Raw genomic sequence first — 2,838 nt, forward strand, 5'->3', positions numbered from 1 at the left:
GGCGGCGCGCTTGGCCAGCGAGTCCAGCAACTCGTCGACGTTGCGCGGGTTCTCCGGAAAGAACTCGCCGTGCTTGTCCATGAAGTCTTCGAAGTCCTGCTGGGTGTCCTCGCCGCGGGCGTGCTTGTCCAGCAGCTCGTTGAGGTCATTGACCATGTCATTGACCCGCTGACGATCCTCGTCGGTGGCGCCTTCGAGCGCCTGCTTCATACCCGCGAAGCGCTGATCGAGCATCTCGCGGCCGAGCAGATCCTTGATCTGATCGTACTTTTGGCGGGCCTCGGCGCTCCGCCAGTTGTAGTCGGAGAGCTCCTGGACGGCCTTGGCCGGCGATGACGGCAACGCATCGAGCTGCAGTTCACCGAAGCGGGCGTCGTCGTCGAGCGCGCGGGCCAACTCCTTGCGTTCGGCCAGCACGGCCTCATCCAGCAGCTTCTTGATCTCCTGCAGAGTCCCGTCTAAGTTGTTGCGCCGCAACAACTCCCGTCGCCGCCGGTTGGCCTCGGCGGCCAGCCGGTCCGCGCCCGGCAGGTTCTTGGTGCCGCGGCGCAGCAGCTCGGACAGTGCGCGCCGCGGCGACGTGCCGGCCATGACATCCTGGCCGATCTGTTCGAGCGCCTCGCGCAGATCCACCGGCGGGGCCAGCGGGTCCGGCCCGCCGGTGTACGCCGAGTAGCGCGAGGAATGCCCTCGTGACGATGGCGAGCGCGGCGTAGCCGGGCGCTGCGGGTCGTCACCATCAGACCTAGCCATAGACGGTTTGACCCTCCCCGGATACCTTGTCGATGCGCTTGGCCAGATACAGCGCCTCGAGCGCCAGTTCCAGCGCCGCGGCGCGTTCGCCTTCCGACTGCGCCCCGAGCTTGGCCGCGATCTTGTCGACCACCGGCAGGCTCGGCACCGCGGCCAGTACGTCCTTGGCCGACACCCGCTCACCGGTCGTCACGGCCGAACCGCCCTCCACCGCGGAAACCAAGGATCCGACGTCGATGCCGCCGAGCACCCGCGACGCGGTGTCCGCGGTCGCCCGGCGCAACAGGTGCTCGAGCACGGCCTGTTCGCGGCCCTCCTCGCCGGACTCGAATTCCAGCTTGCCGCGCAACACGTCGATCACCGTGCCCAGGTCGACCACCCGGGCCACCGGATCGGTCTCCCCCAGCACCGCGCCCCGATGCCGCGCGGCGGCGGCGACGGTCTCGGCGGCGGCGATCGCGAACCGCGCCGACACCCCGGAGCGTTGATCGACGGAGTTGGACTCCCGCAGGTAGCGGGCGAACCGGGCGATGACCTGCATCAGGTAATCGGGAACCTGGGCCGACAGGTGCGCTTCCTGCGCGATCACACCGACTTCCGCGTCGAGTTCCAACGGGTAGTGCGTGCGGATCTCGGCACCGAACCGGTCTTTGAGCGGGGTGATGATGCGACCTCGGTTGGTGTAGTCCTCGGGGTTGGCGCTGGCGACCACGAGAACGTCCAGCGGCAGGCGCAAGGTGTAGCCGCGGACCTGGATGTCGCGCTCCTCCATCACGTTGAGCATCGATACCTGGATGCGCTCGGCCAGGTCGGGCAGCTCGTTGACGGCGACGATGCCGCGGTGTGCGCGGGGGATCAGGCCGTAGGCGATGGTCTCGGGGTCGCCCAGGCTGCGGCCCTCGGCGACCTTGATCGGGTCGATGTCGCCGACCAAGTCGGCGACGCTGGTGTCCGGGGTGGCGAGCTTCTCGGTGTAGCGCTCGCTGCGGTGCCGCCACTCGATGGGCAGGTCGTCGCCGAGAGTGGCGGCCTTACGGATCGATTCCGGCGTGATCGGGCTGTACGGGTGCTCCCCGAGCTCGGCACCGGCGATCACCGGCGTCCACTCGTCGAGCAGGCCGATCAGTGCGCGCAGCAGCCGGGTCTTGCCCTGGCCGCGCTCACCGAGCAGCACGAAGTCATGACCGGCGATCAGCGCCCGCTCCAGTTGCGGCAGCACGGTGTCGTCGAATCCCAGAATGCCCGGCCAGATGGCTTCGCCATCCCCGCCTTCGGCGAGGCGTGCGAGCAGATTTTCGCGGATTTCCTGCTTGACTCCCCGTTCACGATGACCGGCGGCGCGCAGCTCGCCGACGGTGCGGGGCAGGTTGCTCGGTGACGTCACCACTCCACGCTACGACGCGCGCTCTGACGAGTCATGCCAAGGGCGTTCACTAGACGCTTATTGACAGGCGCGTCGCACGCGCACACCGTGGCTAGTGCGCGAAGTGGCGCGCCCCGGTCAGATAGAGCGAAATGCCGGCGTTGGCGGCCGCCGCGGTCACTTCGTCGTCGCGCACCGATCCGCCGGGGTGCACGATCGCCTTCACCCCGGCGCCGGTCAGCGTCTCGAGCCCGTCGGGGAACGGGAAGAACGCGTCGGAGGCCGCGACGGCGCCGTGCACCCGGTCGCCGCCGCGCGCGTTCCCTCTTTCAACGGCCAGCCGCGCCGCGTCGACCCGGTTCACCTGACCCATGCCGACGCCGATGGTGGCTCCGCCGCCGGCGATCACGATCGCATTCGATTTGACGGCGCGACAGACGCGCCAGGCGAACACCAGGTCGGCCAGCGTCGCCGGATCGGCCGGTGAGCCGGTGGCCAGCGTCCAATTCGCGGGGTTGTCGCCGTGCGCGTCGAGCTCGTCGCGCTGCTGCACCAAAAGTCCGCCGCTGATCGGCCGCAGCTCGGTCCCACCGGTCAGCGGCTCCGAGGCCACCAGCACCCGGATGTTCTTCTTGCGGGTCAAGGCCTCCAGGGCGGCCGGCTCGTAGGCGGGGGCGACGATGACCTCGGTGAAGATGGTGCTGACGTATTCGGCCATCTCC

At 69.0% G+C, this 2,838-nt stretch carries 1 protein-coding gene and 2 pseudogenes; all 3 read right to left on the bottom strand.

Annotation, left to right across the window (positions count from 1 at the left end; translation table 11 throughout):
• Window positions 1-753, bottom strand: a pseudogene (locus tag A9W96_RS06525) (hypothetical protein); the annotation flags it as partial.
• Window positions 746-2,140: an ATP-binding protein gene (locus A9W96_RS06530; RefSeq protein WP_066871985.1), complete on the bottom strand. Its 1,395-nt coding sequence runs from the start codon at window positions 2,138-2,140 to the stop codon at window positions 746-748. The pseudogene A9W96_RS06525 and the gene A9W96_RS06530, both read right to left, overlap by 8 nt.
• 88 nt (window positions 2,141-2,228) lie before the next feature.
• Window positions 2,229-2,838: pseudogene (gene purH / locus A9W96_RS06535) on the bottom strand (bifunctional phosphoribosylaminoimidazolecarboxamide formyltransferase/IMP cyclohydrolase); the annotation flags it as partial.

This window comes from Mycobacterium sp. 1245852.3, assembly GCF_001669335.1.
GTDB classification, from domain to species: Bacteria; Actinomycetota; Actinomycetes; order Mycobacteriales; family Mycobacteriaceae; genus Mycobacterium; species Mycobacterium europaeum_A.